Annotated in this window: 22 protein-coding genes; 14 read left to right on the top strand and 8 right to left on the bottom strand. The window is 66.8% G+C overall.

Going from position 1 to position 25,014, the window contains the following annotated elements; all coding sequences use genetic code 11:
• Positions 1–59: 59 nt before the first annotated feature.
• The 8 genes from AB7M35_RS21210 to AB7M35_RS21245 all read left to right on the top strand — a co-directional run bounded on the left by AB7M35_RS21210 (position 60) and on the right by AB7M35_RS21245 (position 8,486).
• On the top strand, positions 60–815 hold the full coding sequence (locus AB7M35_RS21210) for an IclR family transcriptional regulator (RefSeq protein WP_453962486.1): 756 nt from the start codon (positions 60–62) through the stop codon (positions 813–815).
• Positions 816–1,640, top strand: coding sequence for an IclR family transcriptional regulator (locus AB7M35_RS21215; protein ID WP_453962487.1), 825 nt, complete (start codon positions 816–818; stop codon positions 1,638–1,640). It begins immediately after the preceding gene.
• Positions 1,641–1,903: 263 nt separating this feature from the next.
• A complete protein-coding gene (locus AB7M35_RS21220; RefSeq protein WP_453962488.1) occupies positions 1,904–2,656 on the top strand; it encodes an SDR family NAD(P)-dependent oxidoreductase in 753 nt (250 codons plus the stop codon).
• Between the two features lie 29 nt (positions 2,657–2,685).
• Positions 2,686–4,386, top strand: coding sequence for an FAD-dependent oxidoreductase (locus AB7M35_RS21225; RefSeq protein WP_453962489.1), 1,701 nt, complete (start codon positions 2,686–2,688; stop codon positions 4,384–4,386).
• Complete coding sequence (locus AB7M35_RS21230; protein WP_453962490.1) at positions 4,383–5,333, top strand: DMT family transporter; 951 nt, start codon at positions 4,383–4,385, stop codon at positions 5,331–5,333. Before AB7M35_RS21225 ends, AB7M35_RS21230 begins: the two co-directional genes overlap by 4 nt.
• Positions 5,334–5,453: 120 nt before the next feature.
• Complete coding sequence (locus tag AB7M35_RS21235) at positions 5,454–6,488, top strand: TRAP transporter substrate-binding protein (RefSeq protein ID WP_453962491.1); 1,035 nt, start codon at positions 5,454–5,456, stop codon at positions 6,486–6,488.
• Positions 6,489–6,576: 88 nt separating this feature from the next.
• Positions 6,577–7,149, top strand: a complete 573-nt coding sequence (locus AB7M35_RS21240; RefSeq protein ID WP_453962492.1) for a TRAP transporter small permease subunit — start codon at positions 6,577–6,579, stop codon at positions 7,147–7,149.
• Entirely contained in the window at positions 7,146–8,486 is a 1,341-nt protein-coding gene (locus tag AB7M35_RS21245) for a TRAP transporter large permease (protein WP_453962493.1), read from the top strand. Before AB7M35_RS21240 ends, AB7M35_RS21245 begins: the two co-directional genes overlap by 4 nt.
• Before the next feature lie 7 nt (positions 8,487–8,493).
• On the opposite strand, the gene AB7M35_RS21250 is transcribed toward AB7M35_RS21245, so the two are convergent.
• Positions 8,494–9,354: a class I SAM-dependent methyltransferase gene (locus tag AB7M35_RS21250; RefSeq protein ID WP_453962494.1), complete on the bottom strand. Its 861-nt coding sequence runs from the start codon at positions 9,352–9,354 to the stop codon at positions 8,494–8,496.
• Between the two features lie 120 nt (positions 9,355–9,474).
• On the opposite strand from AB7M35_RS21250, the gene AB7M35_RS21255 reads away from it, so the two are divergent.
• The gene (locus AB7M35_RS21255; protein ID WP_453962495.1) at positions 9,475–9,903 is read left to right on the top strand and encodes a helix-turn-helix domain-containing protein; all 429 of its coding nucleotides are present in this window, start codon (positions 9,475–9,477) and stop codon (positions 9,901–9,903) included.
• Between the two features lie 43 nt (positions 9,904–9,946).
• Here the strand turns inward: AB7M35_RS21255 and AB7M35_RS21260 are convergent, their stop codons facing one another.
• Positions 9,947–10,822, bottom strand: coding sequence for an aldo/keto reductase family oxidoreductase (locus tag AB7M35_RS21260; protein ID WP_453962496.1), 876 nt, complete (start codon positions 10,820–10,822; stop codon positions 9,947–9,949).
• 98 nt (positions 10,823–10,920) lie between these two features.
• Here AB7M35_RS21260 and AB7M35_RS21265 point away from each other — a divergent pair, with 98 nt between their 5' ends.
• Both AB7M35_RS21265 and AB7M35_RS21270 read left to right on the top strand, forming a co-directional pair.
• Positions 10,921–11,817 (top strand): LysR family transcriptional regulator, encoded by an 897-nt coding sequence (locus AB7M35_RS21265; protein ID WP_453962497.1) that lies wholly within the window; start codon positions 10,921–10,923, stop codon positions 11,815–11,817.
• A gap of 153 nt (positions 11,818–11,970) precedes the next feature.
• Positions 11,971–12,630: an Eco29kI family restriction endonuclease gene (locus AB7M35_RS21270; protein ID WP_453962498.1), complete on the top strand. Its 660-nt coding sequence runs from the start codon at positions 11,971–11,973 to the stop codon at positions 12,628–12,630.
• Here AB7M35_RS21270 and AB7M35_RS21275 read toward each other — a convergent pair.
• From AB7M35_RS21275 to AB7M35_RS21290, 4 genes are all read right to left on the bottom strand, one after another.
• Positions 12,614–13,777 carry a DNA cytosine methyltransferase gene (locus AB7M35_RS21275; RefSeq protein ID WP_453962499.1) on the bottom strand — a complete coding sequence of 388 codons (1,164 nt, stop codon included), beginning with the start codon at positions 13,775–13,777 and terminating at the stop codon, positions 12,614–12,616. The genes AB7M35_RS21270 and AB7M35_RS21275 overlap by 17 nt on opposite strands.
• Positions 13,774–14,217: a very short patch repair endonuclease gene (locus AB7M35_RS21280; RefSeq protein WP_453962500.1), complete on the bottom strand. Its 444-nt coding sequence runs from the start codon at positions 14,215–14,217 to the stop codon at positions 13,774–13,776. The genes AB7M35_RS21275 and AB7M35_RS21280 overlap by 4 nt, the downstream gene beginning before the upstream one ends.
• A 78-nt stretch (positions 14,218–14,295) precedes the next feature.
• Positions 14,296–14,754: an N-acetyltransferase family protein gene (locus AB7M35_RS21285; protein WP_453962501.1), complete on the bottom strand. Its 459-nt coding sequence runs from the start codon at positions 14,752–14,754 to the stop codon at positions 14,296–14,298.
• A 217-nt stretch (positions 14,755–14,971) separates the two neighbouring features.
• Positions 14,972–15,433 (bottom strand): Lrp/AsnC family transcriptional regulator, encoded by a 462-nt coding sequence (locus tag AB7M35_RS21290; protein WP_453962502.1) that lies wholly within the window; start codon positions 15,431–15,433, stop codon positions 14,972–14,974.
• A gap of 154 nt (positions 15,434–15,587) precedes the next feature.
• On the opposite strand from AB7M35_RS21290, the gene AB7M35_RS21295 reads away from it, so the two are divergent.
• Together AB7M35_RS21295 and AB7M35_RS21300 are read left to right on the top strand one after the other, a co-directional pair.
• On the top strand, positions 15,588–16,607 hold the full coding sequence (locus AB7M35_RS21295) for a 1-aminocyclopropane-1-carboxylate deaminase (protein WP_453962503.1): 1,020 nt from the start codon (positions 15,588–15,590) through the stop codon (positions 16,605–16,607).
• 129 nt (positions 16,608–16,736) lie between these two features.
• Complete coding sequence (locus tag AB7M35_RS21300) at positions 16,737–19,064, top strand: transketolase-like TK C-terminal-containing protein (RefSeq protein WP_453962577.1); 2,328 nt, start codon at positions 16,737–16,739, stop codon at positions 19,062–19,064.
• A 213-nt stretch (positions 19,065–19,277) separates the two neighbouring features.
• On the opposite strand, the gene AB7M35_RS21305 is transcribed toward AB7M35_RS21300, so the two are convergent.
• The gene (locus tag AB7M35_RS21305) at positions 19,278–19,520 is read right to left on the bottom strand and encodes a putative hemolysin (RefSeq protein WP_453962504.1); all 243 of its coding nucleotides are present in this window, start codon (positions 19,518–19,520) and stop codon (positions 19,278–19,280) included.
• Positions 19,521–20,082: 562 nt separating this feature from the next.
• Between AB7M35_RS21305 and AB7M35_RS21310 the strand changes: the two genes are divergently transcribed.
• The gene (locus AB7M35_RS21310; RefSeq protein ID WP_453962505.1) at positions 20,083–22,344 is read left to right on the top strand and encodes a xanthine dehydrogenase family protein molybdopterin-binding subunit; all 2,262 of its coding nucleotides are present in this window, start codon (positions 20,083–20,085) and stop codon (positions 22,342–22,344) included.
• A gap of 93 nt (positions 22,345–22,437) precedes the next feature.
• Here AB7M35_RS21310 and AB7M35_RS21315 read toward each other — a convergent pair whose 3' ends face one another.
• Positions 22,438–24,807, bottom strand: a complete 2,370-nt coding sequence (locus AB7M35_RS21315) for a hypothetical protein (RefSeq protein ID WP_453962506.1) — start codon at positions 24,805–24,807, stop codon at positions 22,438–22,440.
• Between the last annotated feature and the right edge of the window lie 207 nt (positions 24,808–25,014).

Consider the following 25,014-nt stretch of genomic DNA (forward strand, 5'->3'; position numbering starts at 1 on the left):
CCGTGCGATGAGGGTGAACGTGACGCGTGCTGCGCCTGACAAGCGGAAGATCGACGCCGGTGGGTAAGCAGCCGCGCGGCATCCAGTCGATCGAGGTGGGCGGCCGGCTGCTGGACGCGCTCGTCGCCCATGCGACGCCGATGTCGCTGAAGGATCTTGCCGGCGCGGCCGGGATGGCGCCCGCCCAGGCGCACGGCTATCTGGCGAGCTATCGCCGCTGCGGCATGGTCGAGCAGGACGCCGCCACCGGCCGCTACCAGCTCGGGCCGTTCGCCATGCGGCTGGCGACGGCGCGGCTGCGCACGGTCCCGGAACTGGTCGCGGCCACCCAGGCCACCATCGATCTTGCCCGCGAGCTCGGCATCATGGCGACGCTGGCGGTCTGGGGCCCGCACGGCGCCACCGTCGTCCACCGCCAGGACGGCGACGAGGTGCTCAACGTCAACATCCGCGTCGGCACGATGTTCGCCATGGAGGCCACCGCCACCGGCTATCTCTTCGCGGCGTTCGCCCCGAAGGCACGCAGGGCGCCGATCAAGGATCCGGCCGCCGCCGCGCGGATCGCGGACGCTAGGGCGAGCGGCTACGCGATCACCCGCGAGGCGCCGGTGCCGGGCGTCAACGCGCTCGCCGCGCCGATCCTCGACGCCGACGGCGACATCGCCGCCGCCATCACGCTGATCGGATCGGTGGGCCGCCTCTCGGTGGCGACGAAGGACAACCCGGCGCTCGACCGGCTTCTCGAGGTGAGCCGCGGGCTGTCGGCCGCCGGGCGGCGGATGGCGGCCGCGTCGGCCGGCGGGAAGGGGCGCTAGATGCCGACCGGGCAGGAAGGACGCGGCGTCCGCTCGATCGAGGTCGGGGCGCATCTCCTGGAGGTGCTGGCGGCGAGCGCCGAGCCGCTGATGCTGCGCGATCTCTCGCAGCGCGCCGGCGTGGCCCCGGCGCAGGCGCACGCCTACCTCACGAGCCTGCGCAAGCTGGGGCTGGTCGAGCAGGAGCCGCAGACGACCCGCTACCGGCTCGGCCCCGCCAGCCTCGACCTCGGCATCGTGCGCACGCGCAACGTCGACCCGATCCGGCTCGCCCAGGAGGCGGCCATCGCGCTGTCGGCGGAAACCGGCCTATCCGTGGCGCTGGTCGTCTGGGGCTCGTTCGGGCCGACGGTGATCCAGGTCGAGGAAGGCCCGGACCAGATCCACATCAACACCAAGGCCGGCACCGTCTACTCGATCACCGGCACGGCGAGCGGGCGGGTGTTCGCGGCCTTCCATTCGCCGGCCATCGTCGAGCGGGCGCTGGCGGAGGAGCGCGGCGAGAACGGCTCGACCGGCCGCGTCGGCTCGGTGGCGACGCTGGGCGACGCGGACATCGCGGCGATCCGCGGCACCGGCTACGCGACGGTGTCGCCGCCGCCGGTGCCGGGGGTGAACGCGCTGTCGGCGCCGATCTTCGATCATTCCGGGCAGATCCAGATCGCGATCACCCTGATCGGAGCGGAAAGCGTGCTCGACACCTCGCCCGAAAGCCCGTTCCTGCCGGTGCTGCTGCGGTCCGCCCGCGACGTGTCGCGCAAGCTCGGCGCCGAGGTGGTCGTGCCGGATCCGGCGCGCGAAGGGGTCTCGCCGGACGGCGACTGACGCCGATCGTCTGGGGAAATGTCGCCTCCGTCCGCGGGCCGGCGGAGCTTCCCCTTCAGGCCGGTGGATTCGCGTGGAATCGCAAGAATTCCACCTAAGCGCCCTTAGATAAATGCTTTTCTCGATGAATGACTGGCCGCGCGGATCCGCGTGACGGCCGCCGTTTGCCCGGCCCTTGCCGTGCGGGAGAGGTTTGCGCCGGCGGATGATTTGTTATAAGCGAATGAATTAGATAATCACAAAATCAGGGACGAGCGTTCGCTATGGAAGGCGTGAAGGACAGGGTGGCCGTGGTGACCGGCGCCGGACAGGGCAACGGACGCGCCATCGCGCTGGGTCTGGCCCGGCAGGGCGCGCACGTGGCGCTGTGCGACATCAACGGCCAGAACGCGCTGGATGTCGCCGCCGAGATCGAGGCGCTGGGCGTGCGCGCCTACGCCGCCGCCGTCGACGTGTCCGACAAGGTCGCCTGCGCGGGCTTCGCGGACGCCTGCCGCGAGCGGCTGGGCGAGGTCGAGATCCTGGTCAACAACGCCGGCATCATCCGCCGCCAGCCGATCGCCGAGGCGGACTTCGACGACGGCTGGGACGCGCTGTTCCGGGTCAACGTCGACGGCACCCGCAACATGCTGAAGGCGCTGCTGCCGCAGCTCAGGGCGCGCCGGGGCCGGGTGGTCAACCTCGGTTCGATCATGTCGGTGACGGCCGGCGCCGGGATTTCCGCCTACGCCGCGACCAAGGGCGCGATCCTGCAGTTCACCAAGGCGATGGCGAACGAGCTCGCCGCCGACGGCATCCGCGTCAACGCCATCGCGCCCGGCGTGATCGCCACGCCGATGACCGAGGCCACCCGGGCGAACAGCGCCGCCATCGCAAAGTTCATGGGCCACACGCCGCTCGGCCGGGTCGGCGAGCCGGACGAACTGGTCGGACCGGTGCTGTTCCTGGTGTCGGACATGTCGAGCTACGTGACGGGCGTCCTGCTGCCTGTCGACGGCGGCTACCTCACCGCCTGATTGCCGCCCCATCGGAAGAGACAACAGTGATGAAACAGCACTTCTGCGACGTTCTCGTCGTCGGCTCCGGCGCCGGCGGGCTGTCGGCCGCGGTGACCGCCGCCCACCGCAACCTCAATGTCCTGGTCGTGGAGAAGGAGCCGGTGTTCGGCGGCACCACCGCGCGCTCCGGCGGCTGGATGTGGATCCCCGGCAACGCCCCCGCCAAGCGCGAGGGCGTCGTCGACAGCGCCGAGAAGGCCCGCACCTACCTGGAGCACGAGGCAGGCGCGCATTTCGACGCCGCCCGGGTGGACGCGTTCCTGGAAAACGGCCCGAAGGCGGTCGACTTCTTCGAGACAGACACCGCGCTGCAGTTCGATCTCGGCCCGACCTTCGCCGACTATCACCCGGATGCGCCCGGCGGCATGCCCGGCGGCCGGTCGATCGTGGCGCGGCCGTTCGACGGCCGCGAGCTGGGCAAGGAGATCAGCCGGCTGCGCCCGCCGCTCGCCGAGATCACCTTCCTCGGCATGATGATCGGCTCGGGCAAGGAGCTGCTGCACTTCTTCAAGGTGACGCGCTCGCCGATCTCGGCCTTCTTCGTCGCCAAGCTGTTCTCGAAGTTCGTACGCGACAAGGCGTTCCACGGCCGCGCCATGCGGCTGATGAACGGCAACGCGCTGGTCGCCCGGCTCGCGAAATCCTGCTTCGACAAGGGCGTGCAGATCTGGACCCGCGCGCCGGTGCGCACGCTGGTGAAGGACGAGAAGGGGCGGGTGACCGGCGCGATCGTCGACACCGCAACCGGCCCCATCGAGGTGATCGCCGCGAAGGGCGTCGTGCTCGCGGCGGGCGGATTTCCGCAGGACATCACCCGCCGCAAGGCGCTGTTTCCGCATGCACCGACCGGCAACGAGCATGCCTCGCCGGCGCCCCCCGGCAACACCGGCGACGGGCTGCGGCTCGGCGAGGGCGTGGGCGCGACGGTCGACGACACGCTGCCCAACGCCGCCGCCTGGGTGCCGATCTCGCGGCCGGTGCGGCCGGACGGGACGCTCGGCACCTTCCCGCATTTCGTCGACCGGTCGAAGCCGGGCGTCATCGCGGTGACGCGGTCGGGCCGGCGCTTCGTCAACGAGGCCGATTCCTACCACGACTTCTGCCAGGCGATGGTGAAGCGGTGCCGGGAGGAGGGCGGCGAGATCTGCGCCTACTTCATCGCCGACCACCCGACGTTCCGGAAGTACGGCCTCGGCTACGCCAAGCCGGCGCCGGTGCCCTACGAGGGGCAGATCAAGTCGGGCTACCTGATCCGCGGCGCGACGCTTGCCGAACTGGCGGAGAAGATCGGGGCCGATCCGCGCCAGCTGGAGCAGACGGTGGAGCGCTTCAACGGGCCGGCGCGCAAGGGCGAGGACCCGGAATTCCACAAGGGCTCGACCGCCTACAACCTGTCGCTCGGCGATCCCGAGCACGGGCCGAACCCGTGCCTCGCGCCGATCGAGAAGGGGCCGTTCTACGCAGTGAAGCTGGTGGTCGGCGATCTCGGCACCTTCGCCGGGCTGCGCTGCGACGCCAACGCCCGCGTCCTCGACGGCGCGCGCCAGCCGATCCCCGGCCTCTATGCGGCGGGCAACGACGCCGCCAGCATCATGGGCGGCAACTATCCGGGCGGCGGCATCACGCTCGGCCCGGCGATCACCTTCGGCTACATCGCCGCGCGGCACATGGCCGGAGCGAACGATTGAGCCCGCTTTCGCCGCCGGCCGGACCGGCGGCGGAGCTGTCGACGGCCATCCTGCTGAAGGGAATCGGCTTCGGGCTTGCGGCGGCGCTCGGCTGGGCGATCTACAACGTCGGCGTGGAGGTCGGCCGGCGCCAGGGCTTCTCCAGCGCCGACCTGACGCTGCTGCGCTACATCGTGCCGGCGGTGGTCCTGCTGCCGCTGCTGATCGCCCGCCGGCGCCAGGTCGCGGCCCGTCTCGGCCTTGCCAAGGCCCTGGCGCTGACGGTGGCGATCGGCCCGCTGTTCGCGTTCGTCTTCAACACCGGCTACGGCATCGCGCCGCTCGCCCATGCGGTGGTCATCAGCCCCGGCATGACGATGATCACCGCCAACGCGCTGTCGGTCCTCATCGACCGCCGGCCGCTGCCGCTGCATCGCCAGGTCGGCATCCTGATCCTGATCGGCGGCCTCGCCGCCATCGCCGTCGACCAGCCGATGCCGAAGGATCCGACCACCGCCACCTGGCTCGGCGATCTGTGCTTCGTCTGCTCGGGCTTCCTGTGGGGCCTGTTCACCTACCTGCTGGGCCGCTGGCGGCTCGACCCCATCGACACCACCGCGGCCGTCGGGCTGCTCGCCACGCTCACCTTCCTGCCGGTCTACCTGATCTGGTTCGGCGCGACCGACCTGCCGCTGAGCGACTGGGCGCTGCAGGTGGTCTACCAGGGCGGCCTCGGCGGATGCCTGGCGATCATCCTCTACGCCGCGGCGATCGCCACCATCGGACCGGGACTCGGGGGCCTGTTTCCGGCGCTGGTGCCGCCGCTCGCGGTGCTGTTGGCGATCCCGCTCGCCGGCAGCCTGCCGACCACGGCGCAGTGGGTCGGGATCGGGCTCGCAACTCTGGGGCTGCTGACGTCGCTCGACCTTGCACGCAGGTTGCTGGGGCGGGCGAAAAGACCAAGCTGAGCGTGGATTTCCGCCCCTTTTCGGGGGTGGCGGAGGTTGATGCTCCGATGCAATTCGTATATGCCGAATAAATTAGTCCATCGAGAATGAATAAGCGTCCGAGCAAGGACGGGAGGAAACATGAAGAAGTATCTCTTGGCGGCCGGAGTGGTCGCGCTGGTGGCCAGCGTGCAGACCGCGTCGGCTGAAAAATTCGACCTGCAGAGCGTGTTCGGTCTCCAGGTCCCGTCGATCGGACCGAGCCCGCAGAAGTGGGCCAAGCGGGTCGAGCTGATGACCGGCGGCGACGTCGAGATCGACGTGCACGGCGCCGGCGAGTTCGTGCCGCCGTTCGAGGTGTTCGACGCGGTCTCCTCCGGGGCGATCCCGATGGGCTTCGACTGGATCGGCTACTGGGCGGAGAAGATCCCGGTGGCGAACCTGGTCGGCTCGATGCCGTTCGGCCCGACCCCGGACGTGGCGCTCGCCTGGATGTTCAAGGGCGGCGGCCTGGAGATCATCCAGAAGGCCTACGATCCGTTCGGCGTGAAGGTGATCCCGTGCCACCTGGTGGTGCCGGAGGCCGGCGGCTGGTTCAACAAGGAAATCACCTCGCCGGACGACTTCAAGGGCCTCAACATGCGCATCGCCGGTCTCGGCGGAAAGGCGCTGGCCAAGCTCGGCGCCAACACCCAGCTGGTGCCGGCCGGCGAGATCTTCGTGTCGCTGGAAACCGGCCGCATCGACGCCACCGAGTTCTCCGCGCCGCAGCTCGACCTCGGCTTCGGCTTCCAGAAGGTCGCCAAGCACTACTACTTCCCGGGCTGGCACCAGCCGTCGAGCTGGGATTCCATCATCATCAACATGGATGTCTGGAAGGCGTTCTCCGAGGACCAGCAGTCGAAGATGGTCGAGGCCTGCATGGCCAACATCTCCGACAACCTGGCCGACCAGATCAACGCCCAGGCCGAGGCGATCGCCACCATCCGCGAAGCGGGCGTGACGGTCGAGCGGTTCCCGGAGCCGGTGCTCGACGCGCTGCGCTCCGCCTCCAAGGACGTGCTCGACGAGGAAGCGGCGAAGGATCCGATCTTCAAGGAAGCCTACGAGTCGCTGACGGCCTATATCGACCGCGTCGGCGAGTGGGATACCCTCCAGGCGCTGCCCCGCAACTAGCCAGCCGCGCTCCTTCAGGCGCATCCCGCATGCAACAGGACCGGCCCGTCATCGACGCGCCGGTCCTTCCCATTCCGGACGGACGACGATGCGACGCCTGCTCCAGTTTCTCATCGATGCCTGCTGCGTGATCGGCAGCCACATCGGCTGGCTGATCCTGCCGCTGGTGGTGTTCGTCTGCGGCGCGGTGGTGGCCGCCCACTTCGGCATCAACCAGATCGCCAGCTGGAGCCAGCCGCTGCCGCTGCTCGGCGACGCGCTGACGGTGAACACGCTGCTCGACCTGCAGTGGTCGATCTTCGCGCTGGTGGTGCTGTTCGGCGGCGTCTATGCGCTGCGCGACGACCAGCACGTCAGCGTCGATTTTCTCTCCTCCGGGTTCTCCCCGCGCACCCGCCTGATCATCCGCACCATCGGCGATCTGTTCCTGCTGGTGCCGTTCGCGGCGATCATCGTCTGGTTCGGCTACAAGTTCGCCCTGTCGTCGTTCAACAGCGGCGAGAGCTCGACCTACGGCGGGCTGATGGACCGGTGGATGGTCAAGGCGTGCGTGCCTTTCGCCTTCGCCCTGCTTGGCCTCTGCGGCCTTTCCCGCGCCCTGCTGACAATCATCGAGCTGGTCAGCCCAACTCCCCGTGACGAAAGGGCGACCGACCGATGAGCGAGGTTCTCTGGCCGAGCCTGATGCTGCTGGCGCTGATGGCCGGCATCTTCGCGGGCTACCCGGTGGCGTTCGTGCTGGCCGGCGTCGGCATCCTGACGGCGTTCGTGGCCGGCGTGCCGATCCTGTTCCTGTCCACGTCGGTCTCGCGCATCTATTCCGGCATCCTGACCAACTGGCTGCTGATCGCGATCCCGCTGTTCGTCTTCATGGGGCTGATGCTGGAGCGCTCCGGCATCGCCGAACGCCTGCTGCGCTCGCTGGCGGCGATCTTCCGCGGCATGCCGGGCGGCTACGCCTTCGCGGTGGCCATCATCGGCGTGGTGATGGCGGCCTCGACGGGCATCATCGGCGCCTCGGTGGTGCTGATGGGCATGATGGCGCTGCCGACCATGCTGAAGAACAACTACGACCCGAAGGTCTCCAGCGGGCTGATCGCCGCCAGCGGGACCCTGGGCATCCTGATCCCGCCGTCGATCATGCTGATCGTGCTGGGCGACCAGATGCGGATCTCGGTCGGCGACCTGTTCATGGGCGCCGTCGGGCCGGGGCTGTTCCTCGGCATCCTCTACATCCTCTACATCGCCGCGATCGCGATCTTCCAGCCCCACAAGATGCCGCCCGCGGAGATCGAGTCGGCCGGCAGCTTCGGCGCCAGCCTGGGCCGGCTGCTGCTCGACCTCCTGGCGCCGGTGATCCTGATCGCCGCCGTGCTCGGCACCATCGTCGCCGGCATCGCCACGCCGACGGAATCCGCCGCCATCGGCGCGCTCGGAGCGACGCTGCTGGCGCTGGTCTCCGGGCGGCTGGATCTGAAGACGATCGGCACGGCGCTGCGCGACACCACCAAGACGACCGCCATGATCATTTTCGTGATGATCGGCGCGACGGTGTTCTCCGTCATCTTCCGCAAGCTCGGTGGCGACGACATGATCGAGGACGCCTTCGCCGTCCACGAGGGCAACCCCTACCTGGTCCTCGCGATGATCATGGGGCTGGTGTTCATCCTCGGCTTCTTCCTGGAGTGGGTCGAGATCACGCTGGTGGTGGTGCCGATCGTGGCGCCGGTGGTGGCCGGGCTCGACTTCGGGCTCAACCACGACCAGACGCTGATCTGGTTCGCCATCGCGCTGTCGGTGAACCTGCAGACGTCGTTCCTGACGCCGCCGTTCGGCTATGCGCTGTTCTACCTGCGCGGCATCGCGCCGCCCGAGATCTCGATCTCGACCATCTACAAGGGCGTGATCCCGTTCGTGCTGCTGCAGCTCTTGGCGCTCATTTCGGTGATCGTCTTCCCGGAACTGACCCTCTGGCTGCCGGAATATCTGTCGCGCTGACGGGAAGTCATGCCCGGGCGCGCAGGCGCCAGCAGGCGGCGACGTAGCGGACCTCGTCGCCCTCCACGAACGGATCGAAGGCGGCGCGCACCGTGTCGACGACGCGGAAGCGGGTGGCCTCGTCGGCGTCCTTCAGGGCGAGGCCGACCGGCCCGAGCCGGGTGAGGTAGCCCACGAGTCCGGCCCCCGGGAACCGGCACGCCACGTCGACGGGCTCAAGGTCGATCCCGCTCCAGCCGCTTTCCGACAGGATGCCGGCGACCCGGTCAGGGTCGGCGAAGGCGAACTGGCCGGGCGCGCGCGGGTCGCGGGGCGGCATCGCAGCCAGGAACGGGGCCGCGGCGCGCTCCGCCGTGGTCATGAACGGGTTGTCGGCCGGCGCGCGCCAGGCGAACGCGTCCAGCGCGGCGCCGGGCCGGGCGGCGGCGCGGAGATTGGCGAAGGCCGCCACCGGGTCGGCGAAGAACATCACCCCGAAGCGCGAGACGATCCGGTCGAAGCGGGCCGGCGGGAAGGCGTGGGTCCCGGCATCGGCCTGCTCGAAGGTCGCCGGCAGGCCGGCCGCGGCGGCGCGCTCACGGGCGCGGGCGAGCATGGGGGCGGACAGATCGACGCCCACGGCAGCTCCTCGGCCGCCCACCCGGCGCGCGACGGCGAGCGTGGTCGCGCCGGTGCCGCAGCCGACATCCAGCACATGCGCGCCGCTTCCCTCCCGAACCGCATCGGCGATCCGGGTCTCGAAGCCCTGGAACATGCGGTCGAGGGTGTCCTGGGCGTCCACCCAGGCGTGCCCGGCCGGGCCGTTCCAAAGCGCCGCCTGGTCGACGGCGGCGGGTGCGGCGGGGGCGGGGTCTGGTGCGGTGGTCATCGTCTTGGGTCTCCATGGGCCCGCCGCAAGGCGATCGGGCGCTTGCCCGAACCGGGCGAAACGCGCACTCTGCCACTTCAAGCCGACTTGAGGTCAAGGGCAGAGGAGAACCGCCGCCACATGGATATCGCCGAGGCGGCGAAGCGGTCGGGCGTTCCGGCCTCGACGCTGCGATACTACGAGGAGAAGGGGCTGATCGCCTCCGTCGGGCGCCGGGGCCTGAGGCGCGTCTTCGACGAGGACGTGCTGGAGCGGCTGGCGATGATCGCGCTCGGGCGCGCCGCCGGCTTCTCGCTCGACGAGATCGCCGGCATGTTCGGCGCCGACGGCCGCCCGAGCCTCGACCGGACGATGCTGGCGGCCAAAGCCGACGATCTCGACCGGACGATCCGCCGCCTGGCCGCCATGCGCGACGGCCTGCGCCACGCGGCCGCCTGCGGCGCGCCGAGCCACATGGAATGCCCCACCTTCCGCCGCATCCTGAAGAAGGCTGCCTCAGGCGGGTTCGGGGCGCCGGAGCGCAAGGCCCCGGCGCGGCCGGGCGGGTGACCGGGCCGGCTGCCCGCGCCGGCCGCGATCCGATCCCTTTCTGTCAGGCCTCCGCCGACGCGATGGTGTCGAGGCGGGCGATGGCCTCGGGCGGCAGCTCGAGGTCGGCGACCGCGAGGTTTTCGCGCAGGTGCGCCGTCGACGACGTGCCGGGGATCAGCAGGACGTTGGGGCTGCGCTGGAGCAGCCAGGCGAGGGCGACCTGCATGGGCGTTGCGCCCAGCTCCGCCGCCACGTCGGACAGCGTGGACGACTGCAGCGGCGAGAAGCCGCCGAGCGGGAAATAGGGCACGTAGGCGATGCCCTTCGCCGCCAGATCGTCGATCATCGCGTCGTCGCCGCGGTGGGCGAGGTTGTAGTGGTTCTGCACGCAGACGATCTCGGCCATCGAGCGACCTTCCTCGATCTGGGCGGGCGTCACCGTGCTGAGGCCGATGTGGCGGACCAAGCCCTCGCGCTGCAGGTCGACCAGCACGGACAGCGGCTCGGCGATGGGGTCGGAACTGAAACCGTGGTTCTCGCCCATGATCCGGAGGTTCACCACGTCCATGGCCTCCAGGCCGAGGTTGCGGAGGTTGTCGTGAACGGCGCTGCGCAGGTCAGCCGCCGAGTAGGCCGGGTTCCAGGAGCCGTCGGCGCCGCGCACTGCGCCGATCTTGGTGACGATGACGAGGTCGTCCGGATAGGGGTGCAGCGCCTCGCGGATGATCTCGTTGGTCACGTGCGGGCCGTAGAAGTCGCTGGTGTCGATGTGGTTGACGCCGGCGGCGACGGCCTCGCGCAGCACGGCGACGGCGGCGGCCCTGTCCTTCGGCGGGCCGAAGACGCCCGGGCCGGCGAGCTGCATGGCGCCGTAACCGAGGCGCTTCACGGGGCGGGTGCCGAGCTGGAAGGTCCCGGCGCGGGAAAGATCTGTCATGTCCAAGTCTCCTCTGGGTGCCGGACCGGGAGATAGGGGCACTCGCGGTGCACGATAATCCGTGACGCGGCGCACGGGATTGTGCAGGATTGCGCACAATGAGCACGCCCGACCTTCAGGATCTTTCAGCCTTCGTCGCCGTCGTGAAGGCCGGCGGCTTTCGCGAGGCCGCGCGCGCCGGCGACGGCTCGGCCTCCAGCCTCAGCGCGGCGGTGCGCCGGCTGGAAACGCGGCTGGGCGTGCGGCTCCTCAACCGGACGACGCGCAGCGTTGCGCCGACGGAGGCGGGGCTTCAACTGGCCGAGCGCCTCGCGCCATCATTGGGCGAGATCGACGCAGCCCTGGATCTGGTGAACGCCTTTCGCGATCGGCCCCGCGGTACCCTGAAGCTGAACGTGCCCGGCAGCGCCGTCCGGCTGGTGCTGCCGAAGATCGTGCCCGCCTTCCTGAAAGCCTACCCGGACATCCGGCTGGAACTGGTGGTCGACGAGGGTTTCGTCGACGTTCTGGCGGCCGGCTGCGACGCGGGCATCCGCTACGAGGAACGGCTGGAGCAGGACATGATCGCGGTGCCGATCGGGCCGCGGGTGCAGCGCTTCGCCGCGGGCGCGTCCCCGGCCTATCTCGATGCCCGCGGACGGCCCGAGCATCCCCGTGACCTGCTGCATCACGCCTGCTTGCGAAGCCGCTTTCCAAGCGGCGCGAACCCCGCCTGGGAGTTCGAGCGCAACGGCGAGACCGTGTTGGTCGATCCGAAGGGGCCGCTGGTCGTCAGCGCCGGCATGGGGACGGACTTCGCCATCGAGGCCGCCCGCGCGGGCCTCGGTGTCGTCGCGCTGTTCGAGGACTGGCTTCGCCCGGATTTCGAAAGCGGCGCGCTGGAGCGGGTGCTTGAGCCCTGGTGGCTGTCGTTCTCCGGGCCGTTCCTCTATTTCCCCGGCCGCCGACACCTGCCGGCAGCCCTGCGCGCCTTCGTGGATTTCGTGCGGGGGTGAGGGGCAAGCGGCAACCGTTTCTCAGAACTCAATCTCATGTCAAAGCCAATGTTCTTGCAACCGAGCTCTCTTGATCCTTTGCTTAGGGTCTACGGAGAATTGTGTAAGGGTAGGCACCGATAGAAAGTTCGTTTCTGTGGCGCGCGGGGAAGTATGAGTGATACAATAGATGTTCCAGAGTTCAATCCATTGGCGGTGGAGAATGTCGGCGTAACCTTGGCTGTAGAATTGCTCGAGCAGCCGCTTTCGAAGATGCCTCCGCCGGTGCGATTTGATGGGGCTGGAATATATGCTCTTTACTACTCAGGAGGGCATCCGGCTTACTCGGATCTTACAAAAATTGATGCGGGGCGTTGTAAATTTCCAATATACATAGGGAAGTCAACCCAGGAGAGTTCTAAGGTCGGCTTCAGAAGTGCAGGAAATTCAAAGAAATCGGTTATGTTCAATCGATTGATACAGCATGCAAAATCAATAGAAGAGGCAGGAAATCTCGATATAGAGGATTTTAGTTGCAGATTCCTCATCGTGAATGATGCCTATATTGCGCTTGGAGAGTCGGTCCTGATACGTCTTTTTAGGCCGGCCTGGAACGGTATGTCATTTGGAAGCAAAGTTGTCGGGAAGCACCGCATGGAAGGCAAAGTAGGCCTTTGGGACGCGCTGCATCCTGGACGAAGCGGGCGTCCCGAGGGTGAAAGTCGTGCCGAAGAGGCTGCAAAAATTGTGGCCAAGAGAGTCTCTGAGATCGGCCAACAAAACAAAGACATTGTAGTTCAGCGAATGTACGATCGCGTCATGAAGTTTGTATAAGGCGGTCTCGCACGCTCGATAAAACGGAGAATGCGAGGTCGCTAGGTACAGCGTTACCGAGCTGACGCATAGTTTCCGTCCACGATCCGTGGAAGATCATCTCATCGGGAAATGTCTGCAGTCTAGCGCTTTCTCGTATGGTGAAGTAACGTAGCGTGCCATCGGGGCGCCGCAGCATATTCTCTCCGCCCGGAACACCGTGAACACCAGCTTTCAGGGTTTTTGCTGGCTCATCAAGCGGACTACCTGTGTGGCCGGGATAACTGCGAGCGCCAGGCATGTACCGGTGATCATGATACCTAACGGCTAACTCGGGCTGGATCTCGGGGTCAGGGAGGTCGGAAATTGCCTCGCGCACAGTGACCCACGCATCTTTGGATGGAGGGCCATCAAGACGCATCGCGCGAGACGCTCCCGAGCCTGCAGCCGGCCGATCACGGGTCGCAACGCAGTTCAAATCCCAATATTCGCCCGAACGCCATTGGCTCCACAGCAACGCGTCTTGGCTGTGGGTTTCAGGCGGAAAGTGCCAGTCAAATGCAAGGTCTGATCGAAATCCAACAATGAAAATTCGCTCGCGTCGTTGTGGGACGCCGTAGTTTGCCGCATTAAGGACGCGCATTACGATGTTGTACTCGATGTCGCCTGAGATGCCGGCGGTTTCGTAATCTTCAAGGCGCGAAAGGTGGTCTAGCCAAGTTTCTTGTTTGTGAGATTCAAGATGCGGGTGCCTAAGTTGAAGGCGAATGTACTCGAGGTAGCTGGAAAAAGTCGACCGGGTAAGGCCTTTTACATTCTCAAATACAAAGGCCCTTGGTTGCAAAGTTCTTACTGCACGGACGGCCTGCGGAAACATATCACGATCGTCAAGATATGCTTTATGGCGGCCTCCGAGCGAAAACGGTTGGCAGGGCGGGCCTCCTGTAACGAGATCGATAGGACCCGAGACATTTCCGAATTCAAACTCTCGAACATCGCACTGTACAACGTCCCAGTGAGTGAACGGCTCTAGGCCCCGCGCCTGGTTCATTCGGATAGTGTCGCAGGCCCACTTGTCCCAATCGATTACAGCTGCGGGCTCGAAACCGGCGCGGCTCGCGGCGATTCCGAGCCCGCCTGCTCCAACAAAGAGTTCGATCGACTTCATTGTCCCAAGAACTCCCTCAACCTTGTTGCCAGCGAAGCGCGGTCTGCCGTCTCGCACTCCCAGACCACTAGGTATTCCCAACCTTTGGCCTCCAATGCGGCTAGCTGTCTGACGTCCCGCTCACGATTGCCTTTGAGTTTGGGCCCCCAGAATTCCAGTCGCGACTTCGGCATTCGCGCGAGCTTGCAATTTGGATCAGGATGCCGGTGCCAAAAGCAGCCGTGGACAAAAATGACCTTCTTCCTGGGCCCGAACACCAGATCTGGTTTGCCGGGTAGATCGCGCCGGTGTAGCCGGTATCGGTAGCCTAGACCGTGAGCTAACCGACGAACCGCCATCTCGGGTTTTGTATTGCGCCCGCGCACCTGTTTCATGCGTTCGCTGCGCTGACTAGGAGATAGGGTATCCAAGTTTTCTAACCAAGAACAAAGTGGGAACACTCTAAACGGGCCCTAGCGTGGACTCAAGCCCTAAGCACAGCATTTAAGTGATTATACCTTTTTGCGCTAACTGCCGCGTCAGGCGACATCCTTGCGCATGGTGGCCATGCCGCGGCGGCGGCCGAGCTCCTCGTAGCCGGCGCCATCGTAGAGCCGCATGGCCGCCTCGTTGTCGGTCTCGGCCTTCAGCGTGATCGACAGGGCGCCGAGGTCGCGGGCGGCAGCCTCGGCCATCTCGGTCAGCTGCCTGCCGGCGCCGCCGCGCGCCGCCTCCTCGATGAACACGTAGACGAGGTGGCGCACTTCCGGGCCGATGCCGACCCTAAGCGCGAAGAAGCCGACTTCCCGGCCGTCCCCGTCGATCAGGTAGAAGGACTCGTCGTCGGGCTCGTTCAGCCATTTTTCCCGCCACTCGAGCGGATCGAAGGGGAACTTGGCGCTGGGATTGACGAGGGCGAGGTCGTCTTCCTCGGTGAGGAGGCGCGCCAGCGGCGCGAGGTCGGACGGCGCGTTGGGCCGGACGCTGAGGTCGGACATGGAATGCAGTTCCGGTGGTTTGCTTGTTGCCGGTGCCGGGACGAGGGGGCACGGCCGGACGGGCAGGCCCCGTCGTCGGCGCGGCGCGGATCGCGGCCTGCATGGCCGGCTGTCCCGGGGCGCGGGGAACCCCTAACAAGCGAGACGGGCGCTTGGCCACCCCCGGCGGCGGGAAAAGCCCGACATGTCGCGCGGCCGGCGCTGCCCCGCCGCCCGGTCAGAAAGGCAGGGGGGCGGCGTCCTTGACCTCCTTCAGCACGAAGAAGGTCCGGATCTGTCGGACGCCCGGAAGCGCGATCAGCATCTTGCCGTGCAGGGCGTTGAAGTCGCGCATGTCGCGGACGCGGATCTTCAGCAGGTAGTCGAAGTCGCCGGCCACGAGCTGGCATTCCAGAAGCTCCTTCATGCCGGCGACGGCGGCCTCCAGCTCGGCGAAGCTTTCCGGCGTCGAGCGGTCGAGGACCACGCCGACCATGACGAGCGTGCCGAGCCCGACGGAGTCCGGATTGACCCGCGCGTGCACCCCGGCGATGTGGCCCTCGTCGAAGAGCCTCTGGGTCCGGCGGTGGCAGGTGGCGGGACTGACGTTCACCGCCTTGGCGATCTCCGCGTTGGTGAGGCGTCCGTCGGCCTGCAGGTGGCGCAGGATGCTCCTGTCGATGCGGTCGAGGTCGGCCATGAAAGAATCTTCCGTTTCGATGGCATCGGATGCGGAGAACAGTGTTCCAGATCCCGATCTTCTGTCCAGAACGCATGAAACGGCGGCGAACTTCGAGAGCACCTTTCCGGGCCCGTCGGCTAGCCTGATCGACAGGACAACGAGGAGAAAGCCGATGTCGCTACTGGAGAAATTCGACCGCTACCCGCTCACCTTCGGCCCCACGCCCATCGAGCATCTGCCACGGCTCTCAGAGGCGCTCGGGGGCAAGGTGGAGATCTACGCCAAGCGCGAGGACTGCAATTCCGGCCTCGCCATGGGCGGCAACAAGCTGCGCAAGCTGGAATACATCGTGCCGGACGCCATCGCCTCGGGCGCCGACACGCTGGTCTCCATCGGCGGCGTGCAGTCCAACCACACGCGGATGGTGGCGGCGACGGCGGCCAAGATCGGCATGAAGTGCGTCGTCGTCCAGGAAAAGTGGGTGCCGCACTACGACGCGGTCTACGACCGCGTGGGCAACATCCTGATGACCCGGCTGATGGGGGCGGATTCCCGCCTCGTCGACGACGGCTTCGACATCGGCATCCGCAAGAGCTGGGAAAACGCGATCGAGTCGGTGCGCCAGGCCGGCGGCACGCCCTATCCGATCCCGGCCGGCGCCTCGGTGCACAAGTACGGGGCGCTCGGCTACATCGGCTTCGCGGAGGAAGTCGCCGCGCAGGAGGCCGACCTGGGCTTCAGCTTCGACTACATCGTCGTCTGCGTGGTGACCGGCTCGACCCAGGCCGGCATGGTCGTCGGGTTCGCCGCCCAGGACCGCGCCGACCGGGTGATCGGCATCGACGCGTCGGGGACGCTCGATCAAACCCGTGCCCAGGTGCGCGCCATCGTCGACGGCGCGGCGGACCTCGTCGGCCTCGGGCGCGCCGTCCGCGAGGACGAGATCGTCATCAATCCGGACTATGCCTATCCCGCCTACGGTGTACCTTCGGAGGAAACCAACGCGGCGATCCGTCTTGCCGCCCGGACCGAGGCGATGATCACCGATCCGGTCTACGAGGGGAAATCGATGCAGGGCATGATCTACCTGACGAAGAACGGCTTCTTCCCCGAAGGGTCGCGGGTGCTCTATGCGCATCTGGGCGGCGCGCCCGCGCTCAACGGCTACAGCTACTATTACAAGGACGGCTGAGCGCCGCTCCGGCACCGAAGGGGCCACCCGGCGGTGGCCCCGCGCTCTCCCAACTCTTGCGGGGTGATCCTGTTGTCCAACGCCCACCTGAAGACCATCGAGCAGCGCCTCCTGTGGCTGTCGCACTGGATGATCCATCACGCCAACCACATCCGCCCGAAGGTGGATGGCATCAAGGTCGGCGGGCATCAGGCGAGTTCGGCCTCGATGGTGTCGATCATGACGGCGCTCTATTTCCAGGCGCTGAGGCCCGAGGACCGGGTGGCGGTGAAGCCGCACGCCTCGCCGATCTTCCACGCGATCCAGTACCTGATGGGCAACCAGACGCGCGAGAAGATGGAGGCGTTCCGCGGCTTCGGCGGCGTGCAGAGCTATCCGAGCCGCACCAAGGACGTGGACGACGTCGACTTCTCGACCGGCTCGGTGGGGCTCGGCGTCGCCATCACCTCGTTCGCCTCGATCGTCCAGGACTACATCCACGCCAAGGCATGGGGCGGCGACGCGCCGCTCGGCCGCATGGTGGCGCTGGTGGGCGATGCGGAGCTGGACGAGGGCAACGTCTACGAATGCTTGCAGGAGGGCTGGAAGAACGATCTCCGCAACACCTGGTGGGTGATCGACTACAACCGCCAGTCCCTCGACGGGATCGTGCGCGAGGGCCTGTTCGGGCGCATCGAGAAGATCTTCGACGCGTTCGGCTGGGACGTGGTGCGGGTGAAGTACGGGGCGCTGCAGCGCGCTGCCTTCGAGGAGCCGGGCGGAGCCAAGCTGCGCGACTGGATCGACGGCTGCTCCAACCAGGAATACGCCGCGCTGACGTTCATGGGCGGCGCCGTGTGGCGCAAGCGGCTGATGGACGATCTCGGCGACCAGGGCGACGTCTCGGCGCTGATCGACCGGCGCAGCGACGCGGAGCTGGCGGCGCTGATGGAGAACCTCGGCGGCAACTGCGTGGCGACCATGGCAGAGACCTTCGCGGCCATCGACCACGATCGGCCGACCTGTTTCCTCGCCTACACCATCAAGGGGTGGGGCACCCCGATCGCCGGGCACAAGGACAACCACGGCGGCCTGATGAACAAGACCCAGATGGCCGCCTGGCAGCGCCATATGGGGGTGCCCGAGGGCGCCGAGTGGGACCCGTTCGCCACCGTTCAGGACGTGGCCGGGCTGCAGGCCTTCCTCGGCCGGGTGCCGTTCTTCCAGACCGGGCCGCGGCGCTTCGCCGACGCCCGGCTGCAGGTGCCGGCGATCGCGCCGCCGGCTGAGCGCGAGATCTCCACCCAGACGGCGTTCGGCAAGATCCTCGACGAGCTTGCCAAGGGCGACAGCACGCTCGCCGCGCGCATCGTCACCACCTCGCCGGACGTGACCGGCACGACGAGCCTGGGCCCCTGGGTGAACCGGCGGAAGCTGTTCGCCCGCGCCGCCCAGTCCGACGCCTTCATCAGCCACCGCATCCCGTCGACCGCCAAGTGGGAGTTCGATCCCGAGGGCCAGCACATCGAGCTGGGCATCGCGGAGATGAACCTGTTCCTGCTGCTGGGCGCGGCCGGGCTGTCGCACAGCCTATTCGGCAAGCGCCTGATCCCCATCGGCACGGTCTACGACCCGTTCGTGAACCGCGGCCTCGATGCGCTCAACTACGCCTGCTACCAGGACGCCCGCTTCCTCATCGTCGGCACGCCGTCGGGCGTCACGCTGGCGCCGGAGGGCGGCGCCCACCAGTCGATCGGCACGCCGCTCATCGGCATGTCCCAGGACGGGCTGGCGGCCTTCGAGCCGGCGTTCGCCGACGAGCTGGCGGTGATCATGGAGTGGGCCTTCGACTACCTGCAGCGCGACGGCGAGGCGGACCCGGACGAGCGCACCTGGCTGCGCGACGAGACCGGCGGCTCGGTCTATCTGCGGCTCACCACCAACCCCATCGAGCAGCCCGGCAAGCGCTCCGACGACGCCTTCCGCCAGGGCGCCATCGACGGCGGCTACTGGCTGCGCCGGCCGGGGCCGAACGCGGAGGTCGTCATCGCCTACCAGGGCGCGGTGGCGCCGGAGGCGATCCGGGCGGCCGGCATGCTGGCGGAAAGCCGGCGCGACATCGGCGTGCTGGCGGTGACCTCGGCCGACCGGCTGAACGCCGGCTGGACGGCGGCGCAGCGGGCGCGCTCGCGCGGCAACGGCGGTGCCGAGGCGCACGTGGAGCATCTGATGCGCGGCCTGCCGCGCCACTGCACCATTGTCACCGTGGTCGACGGCCATCCGGCGACGCTCTCGTGGCTGGGCGGCGTCGCCGGGCACCAGACCATTCCGCTGGGCGTCGAGCACTTCGGCCAGACAGGCACCATCGGCGACCTCTACGCCCACTACGGCATCGACGCGGCGGCGATCGTTGAGACCGTCGGCGGGCTGACGGCGGGCCGGCACGCGAGCCGGGGCATTCTCGCCGCACGCGCCTGACGTTTAGCCGGCTCAGAATCTTGTTGGGGTGGTGAGGATCCGGACCGGGGTGGGACTGGCCTCCTGGCCGGGCGGTGCCGGCCTTCGCCTTGGGGAGGCGCGGGGTTTCCGGCGCGGTGCGTCGGGTCCGGCCCGCGGTCCGGCCTAACCCCTTCTATCCCGATTGAAGCGCGGGCGGTTTCGGCTGACGGCGGAACGGGTTGGCCTGGATCGCTACGAATTGTGATCGCGGCGGTAGAGGGCCCATTCGTCGATGCGTTCGCCGCCTGGCAGCACGCAGTCGTTGGAGACGCCGGCCGCCGTCTTCACCGCCTCAAGGCGGCCGCCCTTTTCGCCGCAGTAGACCGAGGCGGGGTTGGCGAGGCCGACGCCGGCGGCCGGCCCGGGCGCCTCCTGCGTGGGGCTGCAGGCCGCGAGGGCAAGGGCGGTGAGGGCGGCGAGCGCGGGAATCTTCATGGGGCGGGGGTCCTCCGGATGGCGGTGGCTGCGCGCGGCCGGGCGAGGGGCCGGCCGCGCGCGCGTTATGCCGATCTAAAGCCTTTTCGCGCATCGTGGCGAGGCTCGATCTTCCCCGCAGCCGGCCGACCCGCCGCGCCGGGACCGTCGCCTAGGGCGGCGCAAGGGCTTTATATTTCGAGTCCGCAATCCCGGCTAAGCTGATTTAGATATGGCTTTAACCTGAGGCCTAAAATTTATGATTAACAATATTTTATTGATAAAATTTGATGTAATTCATGAGACCGAATTTTCCCTGCGTTGATGTGATTTCGCAGGGCGGATTCCGCGCCGCTGGCTGCTGCGGAAGTGTCGGCTGTACACGCCGTCCCCCCTGCTGCGGTGAGTGGGAAGGGCGGGCAGCGAACGCCCTTTGGGGGTTTACGTGCAGGTGTCGGACGTGGTCGCATCTGCTTGCGCGAATGTGCGCGATCTTGCGCTTTCCCGCGCGCCGCGACCCGCGCGCGGTCGGGTGCGCGCGGCGGACCCCGCAACAGTCGAACCGGAGGCGGGCGAGCGCCGCATGAGTGTCGAAGATCTCCTTCTCGGACGCGGAACCTTTGTCGCCGACCTCGCCCACGCGGGGGCCCTGCACGCCGCCTTCGTCCGCGCCCCGCTCGCCCACGCCCGCATCCGCGCCATCGATACCCTAGATGCACTGGGTGCTCCCGGCGTGGCCGCGGTGCTGACGGCCGCCGATCTCGGCGAGGTGGCCCCGCTGGTCTCGCCGGTGACGGTGAGCGGCGCGGGCAACCGGCTCGCCACCATCGGCCGGCCGATCCTCTGCGCCGAGACGGTGCGGCACGTGGGCGATCCGGTGGCGCTGGTGCTGGCGGCCTCCGAGGCCGAGGCGATCGACGCCGCCGAGCTGGTCTCGGTCGACTACGATCCGCTGCCGGGCGTCGCCTCGGTGACGGCGGTGCCGGCCTCCGCCGACCGCTCCGGCGACGCCGAGATCGACCCCCGGGCGCCCGGCAACGTCGCGCTCGACTGGGCGAGCGGCCCGCGCGGCCGCACCGATGCGGCGTTCGCGAGCGCCCACCGGATCGTCCGCATCACCCTCGACCAGGCCCGCGTGGCGCCGACGCCGCTGGAGACCCGCGGCGCGCTGGTCGCCCACGACCCCGCCACCGACCGGCTGACGCTGGAGCTGCCGACGCAGGGCGCGGCGGCGGTGGCGGGCGCGATCGCCGCCTCGCTCGGGCGCGATCCGGCCAGCGTCCGGGTGATCACCCGCGACGTCGGCGGCTCGTTCGGCATGAAGATCTACCCCTATCCGGAACACGTGGCGCTGGCGGTGGCGGCGATCCGCACCGGCCGCGCGGTCCGCTGGGTCGCCAGCCGCGCCGAGGCGCTGCAGAGCGACACCCAGGGCCGCGAGATGCGCTCGGAGGCGGAGATGGCGCTCGACGCCGACGGCCGCTTCCTCGCCGTGCGGGTGCGCCACCAGGCCGACTTCGGCGCCTACGTCTCCACCTACGCGCCGCACACCATGACCTATGGCCCGACCAGCGTCGCCACCGGCCTCTACGCCATCCCGGCCGCCGACGTGGCGATGACCGGCCGGCTCTCCACCACCGCCTGGACCGATGCCTACCGCGGCGCCGGCAAGCCGGAGGGCATCCTGGTGCTGGAGGCGCTGGTGGACGCGGCGGCGCGGGCGATGGACCTCGACCCGGCCGAGATCCGCCGCCGCAACCTCATCGGCGCCGCCGCGCTGCCGCACGCGACGCCGGCCGGCGAGACCTACGACAGCGGCGACTTCCCGGCCCGGCTGGAGGCGGCGCTGGCCGAGCTGGAGGCGAGCGGCGCTTCCGCCCGCCGGGCGGCGGCGGCGCGGCGCGGCCGGCTGTTCGGGCGCGGCCTCTCGTGCTGGCTCGACACCACCAGCAGCGGCCCGGTCGACACGGCGCGGCTCACCGTCGACGCCGACGGCCGGGCGCGGCTTGCCGCCGGCAGCCAGGACACCGGCCAGGGCCACGCCGCCGCCTTCGCCCGCATCGTCGGCGACCGGCTGGGGCTGGCGCTCGCCGGCCTCGACCAGGGCGATTCCGATACCGCCCCCGACGGCGGCGGCAGCTACGGCGCGAAGACCATGGCGGTGATGGGCTCGGCGGTGGCCAACGCCTGCGACGCGCTGGTGGCGGCAGCGAAGGGGCTGGCTGCGGAGCGCTTCCAGGTGGCGCCGGCCGACGTCCGGTTCGAGCGGGGCGACCTCGCGGTGCCCGGCACCAACCACCGCATCGAGCTTGCCGCGCTGGCGCGCGCGGCCGGCGGGCTCGGGGCCGAGGCGCAGGGCGGCGGCGCCACCACCTATCCCAACGGCTGCCACGCCTGCGAGGTGGAGATCGACCCGGAGACGGGGGAGGTGGCCGTGGTCGCCTATGTGGCGGCCGACGACTACGGCACCGTGCTGGACCGCGCCGGGCTCGCCGGCCAGCTCCTCGGCGGCATCGCCCAGGGGCTGGGGCAGGCGGTGCACGAGCGCGTCGTCTTCGACGCGGCCGACGCCCAGCTGATCACCGGCAGCCTGATGGACTACGGTCTGCCGCGCGCCGCCGACATGGCGGCGCCGACGCTGCTGATCGCCGGCGACCAGCCCTGCCGCACCACGCCGCTGGGCACCAAGGGGGTGGGCCAGGCCGGCGCCATCGCGGCGCCGGCAGCCATCCTCAACGCCATCAACGACGCCCTTGCGGGCGCGGGGGCAGGGCCGATCACGCGGCTACCCGCGACGCCGCTGGCGGTTTGGGGGGCGTTGAGTGGCGAGCGACGTCGCAAATGACCGCTTAGCGCCCATCCCGGTCGCTCACGGCGGCAACTTCGGCTCCCCGAAATCGGACTTTCGGGTCCACAAACTTCAGGCGAGAAGCGAGCGTCACTCAAGAAGCAATCCATGGGCGTAGATCTGAGGCCGCAGCTTATCGGTGAGTGTGGCGTAAGCGTCCCTGAAGGGCCCAAAGTCGGTAGTTATGTTGTCCGAGTTGGCAATTAAGGCGCGGCGGACCTGGTACCATCCAACGTCAGTGCAGTTAAGCTTAAATTCTTCACGGATCGAGCGACCGAACTCTGTTCGGTTGTACGCCGCCCATATCTCCCGCCCTGCCTGCAGAACAGCAGTCGCTTCCGGCGTGAGCTTTCTTTTGGCAATGTATGCAGACATAAAGTCTGATCGAAATCGCTTCGGAGCATTTACCTCAGCTTCTGTGAAGGGGATGAAGTGATTTATCAAACTCCATTCTTTCCCTTTCCATTTTAAGCCATCAGCACCCGCGGTAAGATTACTAGTACTGAAAAGCATCCAGATCAGACAATCGGTCTGGAATCCTTCTTCAAGCTCTTTTGGCGGTTGGAGAAACTGATCACGGTCATTCAACCAAGTGGGCGTGATTAGGCGCCTCGCTGAGAACATTACCGAGATCTGAGGCAAATTTTCCTTTGTCACGTAGAAACCGTTGCCAGCGCTGTAGACAGACGAAAATATCGATGTCAGCGGTGCTGCATTCTGCAGATCGTTACTGTTGGCCAGCATGTAGCCGATAAAATCGTGGCGCCAGCTTGTCACCTTGGCATGGCCATCCTGTGGGGTGATCGCATTCTTAAGCGGTATTGTCGTGGTGTCCGTCTTTAGACGGGGTAGCCATCCGCTTAAAAAGCGGGATTTCGGCAGATTGTGAAATGACTTAATGCCGACCACGGTGCCGGACTTGTCCAGCGCGGTTGCGGAGATCGAGGAGAGCTCCTTTTTCTTTCCCAAATCCCAGATTAAGAAGCCAACTGGGAAGTTGCCCTTCAGCCCATCGAACGCTTTGCTGTGCACTAGAAAGCCGCTAAGATATTCTGCTTTCCAGTTCTCTCGGAATTTTTCGAAGTTCGGGGCTGAGACGTATTTCAGCTTGCTAAACATCGCCAGCGTAGCAGTCGGGAGCTCCTTCTGGATACGAACAAGGAACTGCACAAAGAGCTCTCGCGCCGAATAGCCCATGTCCATTCCGCCGCCGATCATGGTCGCCGCAATGTCCGTTTTCCCGGCGTTCCCTTTCGAGTTCGCTGCCTCTCCATAAGGCGGATTGATCAGCACCAAGATCTTCTTAGCACCCTTCTTCTTCGCCTTCGCGTCGGCGATTGCCTGTTGGAGCTCCTTCGGCATCTTATTTGTCAACGAGTAGTCAATATTTCCAAATTCATCAATGTCGTCATTCAGATAGTCGTACTGGAAGATCGTCGCACCAACACAAGTGTGGCTAGCCTTCATCACGTTGATGTCCGCGACATCAAGCGTGCTCATAAAAACATTTCGATAGTTGCTGTGTTTCACCTCAAGGTTGCCGACGCCGCAGCACATATCCCAGACTATGTAGCGCTTCTGCCAGTTTTTTCCCAATGTCGCTGCGAGCTCGATGTAGGCTTTGTCGACAATATGCAGCGGTGTGTAGTAAGCGCCCTTGAAGCTCCTCTCGTCGAGGGGAAGCAGGCTGTCTCGGCGCTCGAGTAAGTAGCGCCGGTACTCCTCCTCAGGCGGGCGGTGATATATCGCCCAGAAGTTTCGGTAGCCGCGATCGCTGTGAAGCCGGTAGTCCTTTCCAGCCAACAGGAATACAGGCTGATTATCGTCATGAAGTAGCTTGGCTGGAAGATCGCGAATGGCTGCCTTTTTACCATCGTGCATGATGTCGGCGAAGAATAACAGCGCGTAGTCTGATGGGTCGATATCGTCCAGCTCTCTCCCAATCATGTCGACCCACTGGTCAAAAACTTGGCGTAGGTTGTCCGGAGTGATCGGGGTCCGAATAATTCGGCCAGTCTTCAGAGCGCTTTTGACCGCCTGCACGAACTGCTTTTCGTGACTGTCGATCGAGTAAACCACGAAGTGAGATTCGATGTGGGGAGCAGCCTGTAGAACCAGCTCTTTGCTGACCTTCGAACCGGACTTAGGCCAGACGATTGACTTGTCGTCGAGGATCGGAAGTGCTTTTTCCGTCTCCATGATCGCGGCCTTCTCGCGATCGATCACAGCTAGGAAGGGCGGGATCTGCTCTCCCATTTTCCGGGCTGCGCGGACGTAGAACAGCAGCTGGGCGAACATGGCCGTAGCGGGTGTGCCGGTGCTTTTCGCCTCGAACCAAATCTCCTTGGTTTGGATGTCGACCAGGCCCTTGTTGTAGGATTTGAGGGCAAGCGCTTTGATGTAGGCGTCCTTGACATCCTCTTCGGTCTTGGTAGCAGCCAGACGGTCCTTGAGTCTCATTTCATCACGTCGATCTATTCGAGGCATCAGCGTCTCGTAACGGCAGGTACATCTTCGTGGTCGAGCGAATGCCACCTTCGATTATGGAGAACACATGCGCCGCTTCAAACGCCATAGCAATCCCGACGCCTACATAATAGGCGGCCGCCAGCTTGATGAATAAAATGCCTTCTGTGCGCACCTAAAACGAACCGTAGCGAGTGTCGG

The sequence above is a fragment of the Amorphus suaedae genome, assembly GCF_053629675.1.